This is a genomic window from Acidobacteriota bacterium (assembly GCA_003225175.1).
Lineage (GTDB): Bacteria > Acidobacteriota > Terriglobia > Terriglobales > Acidobacteriaceae > Gp1-AA112.
Map to the genome: position 1 here is coordinate 1 of QIBA01000213.1, position 3,380 is coordinate 3,380.

Here is a 3,380-nt window from a genome sequence, read left to right on the forward strand (position 1 = left end):
TTGTATTCGTAATCGCCTCGCGAACGCTGCGTGAACTGCTGCGGGGAGATCACACGGCGGCCGTCATAGCCAAATTTCCACTGATGTGCTCCCTTCGTCCAGCTCACGTTGTCAACCAGCTGATACGTATTCTGTATGGTGCGTTGTGGAGCATTGAGGTCCGGACCGATATTAATCCCCAGCTCATCAAGCTCAATGTTGGGAAAGGCATCCAGACCCGGATAGCTCTGTGGGCCGACCGGCAGCAATTGCGCGAAGCGGTTAAATCCGAAACGAAACTCGTTCTGCAGCGTCGAGGAGAAGGTGTGATACTCGTTAACAGCAATCAGGTGAAATCTGTTGGGGAAGGGTGTATAGAAGGGAGCCAAATCTGCGGCATTATTGATGCTGTCCGACTTGTCGTAGAGATAGCGGCCTCGGATCTGGTCACTCGGTGAGAGGTTGTAATCCACAGAGTTTGTCGAGAAGTAAGTGTTCACGTAACTTGGAGAAGTTATGTTCAGCTCACCCACGGGGACGGTAACGCCGGCGACCGTAATGTTCTGGACGAATGGACCGTTTGCCACGGGAACGTACTTCATGAAAACGGCCTTATTCGTTGCCGACAATCCTGAAGCGGAATTGATCGCCGCCATGCCCGCCGCAGTCGGCGCGGTGAGCGCACCTGGATTGCTCGCCTGCCCCAGGGGGTTGTATTCGTAGTTACTGAAGAAGAAGAGCTTGTTTTTTATGATCGGACCGCCGAGCTGTCCTCCCAGGCGATTGAAATCGTAGCGTGGGTTCTCCTTTAACGAACTGTTGCGAACATCGACAGCATTCAGATTTCGGTTTTGGAAGTACTCATAAACACGCCCGTTAAACTTGTTGGTTCCGCTGATAACCACGGTGTTGAACTGCGCTCCCGTCGAGTGTCCGAACTCCGGGCTGAACTGATTTTGCAGAACCGTCAGGTTCTCGACCGCGTCGTTGGGAACGGCGACCAGCGGACCTGTAACCGTCCGATTGTTGTTGTCCACTCCTTCGATGCTGAAGTTGTTATTCCTGGGACGCTGTCCGCTTACCGAAGGGCCGGTGCCGGCGCCGAGTCCGCCGCTCGAGGCGACTCCCGCATTCAACAGCGAAAGATTCAAGACTCCCGATCCCGTAGCTCCTACCGCAGCCAGAGGCATATTCTGCATTTGCCTGATTTCATACGTGTTCTGCAGCTGCGGCGTGCTCGTGTCGAGGACTGGGGCTTCCGCTGTTACTTCAACCACGGTGGAAACTTCGCCCGGAGTGAGTACTACGTTTGCTGTTGCGGTCTTGTTCAGCTCAATTAGAAACGCTTTCAGACTGGCAGTCTTGAAATTAGGCGCTGCAACATTGATGTCATACTTTCCGACGAGCAGGTTTGGGAAGCGATAGCTGCCCGCGGAGTTCGTCGTAGTTGTCGCGGTGACCCCGGTTTCCACATTCGTCGCGCTGACCTTCGCATTCGGTATTACTGCCCCTTGCTGATCCGCTATAGTACCGATCAGGTCGCCGCTTACGCTTTGACCATGTGTAAGTACCGGAAGAATTGTTATCAGTGCCAGTGCGAGCAGCGTACGAAGGGTGCCTGAAAGTTTGCCTGTGCTGCGTTGCATGTTCTCTCCTTAGATCGAAGTCACTCAGGACGAGATAAGCATGCGTAGTGCCTGGCGAGGCGAATTTATTCTGATTGCAAGAGGATGACACCGGTGACAATTAGTCGTGACGGACTGCAAATAAGAGGGACAGCGCTTTTGGCGAATATCGCCCATTGCTACACTTTTCGAGATTATGCCGGCCGGAGATATTCCATTTTTGGTAAATGAACGGTCCCTGAGCTTCCAGGGACAGGCTTATCTTCAGTAGGCAGGCACGCCAAAGCTTTTCAGAGACTTACATGATCTGCACCAACTTCTTGAGGCACAAAAAGGCACAACGTCCCGAGAAAATGCTGTTACATCCGCAACAGCCGGACCACATGGGTGTGAGCCTTTCGTTTGTGACTGGTGACCGCTTGAGTGTACATATCTAATGTGACCGACTGGAAGCATGCCGAAGAAGCTCCTGCATCAACTTAATGTCTGCTTGCGTTGCTCGCAGCAATGATGAGTACGCGTGGCGGAAAGTGTGCTACCTGAAGTGCTGGGTGATTCCAACCTTCTTAGCTGCTGGTCGAATGATCGTCTGGTGCTTTGTAGTGCGTCGCCAGATTGGCAATGCTCTAGCGAGATATGGATCGAGCGGAATCGGCTTCTGAGATGCTTCCGTCTTGCACGGTCCCACGACCTGAAAGACGATAGATCGGGTAACGCTGATCTCGTTTCTATGAAAGTCGACGTCTGACCACTTGAGAGCGAAGAGTTCGCTCATCCGTAAACCAGTTCCATAATCAAGCAGCACGAGAGTCCGCTCGCGAAGTGCTAAAACGGGAAGCAATTTTCGAACCTCGCCTGGACTTAGCACTACCGGGATCTTCTTGCGCTTCGCACTCCGCCGAACCATCTGAATCGGATTGCGTTGGCAGATCTCGTGCCGGATTCCATGCTTGAAAAGTATGCTGAGAACATTCCGGATCTTCGCGCAACTTGCTTTCGCTAGAGGCAGCGACCTCAACCAAAGCTCAACTTCGCCGGCGTTGATTCGGGAGAGGGAATATGCGCCCCAGCGCGGCAATATCTACTTGTTCAAGTAGCCCTCATAAGTCACCTTGGTCGAGTGCGTTTTCCAAAGCGTATCGGGCTGCAACTCGCGTTGCCGGTAGTGGTCTGCCAACTGCGAAACTGTGGTCAGGCTTGCTTTGGTCCGCGGATCGCCGTAAGACGACAAACAATTCCGCCTGCGACGAATGAAGATCATCCACGGTGAGGTCATTTTCTCGGAGGAAAAGATTCTGCCGATTGAGAGTCGTTAGTCGCGACCACGGTTCGCGATATTGGCGCGAATAGTGTTGGACGAAATCGGCCTGCTTTACCGCACTCTGGCTCCACAGTGTGCGCACCTTTGTTTATCGGGGCGGAATTTACTCAGATAGTGATCGCACAGAGGGCAGCGGTAATGGCCAGTGTCATAGCCACAGCAGTTGTGAATATCGCCAATGCAATCAATAGGGTGCTATCTGGCAGCCAGTCCATCCAGTTTGGGACATTCGGAAGAAAGCCTTGGACTACGCCGAAAAGCAACCAAATTATTCCGAGTCGAAACAGGTAATTGCAGATGCGGTAACGCCATCGAACCGCTTTCAGCACTTCCTCTTCTGTCACCCGCATCTCCGGTTCATCGACTCAGTATTCCTACGGCCCTGCGTTCCATTTTTGGCAGCGCCAGCGTCCCTATTCGACTGGGCCGTAATCCTTCTCCGGCACCCATTTCAT

Annotated in this window: 4 protein-coding genes; all 4 read right to left on the reverse strand. The window is 52.9% G+C overall.

Annotation, left to right across the window (positions count from 1 at the left end):
* Positions 1 to 1,625 (reverse strand): TonB-dependent receptor (locus DMG62_24645; protein ID PYY19389.1); only part of this gene is annotated, 1,625 nt, incomplete at its 3' end.
* A 514-nt stretch (positions 1,626 to 2,139) separates the two neighbouring features.
* Positions 2,140 to 2,682, reverse strand: coding sequence for a hypothetical protein (locus tag DMG62_24650; GenBank protein PYY19390.1), 543 nt, complete (start codon positions 2,680 to 2,682; stop codon positions 2,140 to 2,142).
* 3 nt (positions 2,683 to 2,685) lie between these two features.
* On the reverse strand, positions 2,686 to 2,865 hold the full coding sequence (locus DMG62_24655; protein PYY19391.1) for a hypothetical protein: 180 nt from the start codon (positions 2,863 to 2,865) through the stop codon (positions 2,686 to 2,688).
* A 167-nt stretch (positions 2,866 to 3,032) separates the two neighbouring features.
* Positions 3,033 to 3,269, reverse strand: a complete 237-nt coding sequence (locus tag DMG62_24660; protein PYY19392.1) for a hypothetical protein — start codon at positions 3,267 to 3,269, stop codon at positions 3,033 to 3,035.
* Between the last annotated feature and the right edge of the window lie 111 nt (positions 3,270 to 3,380).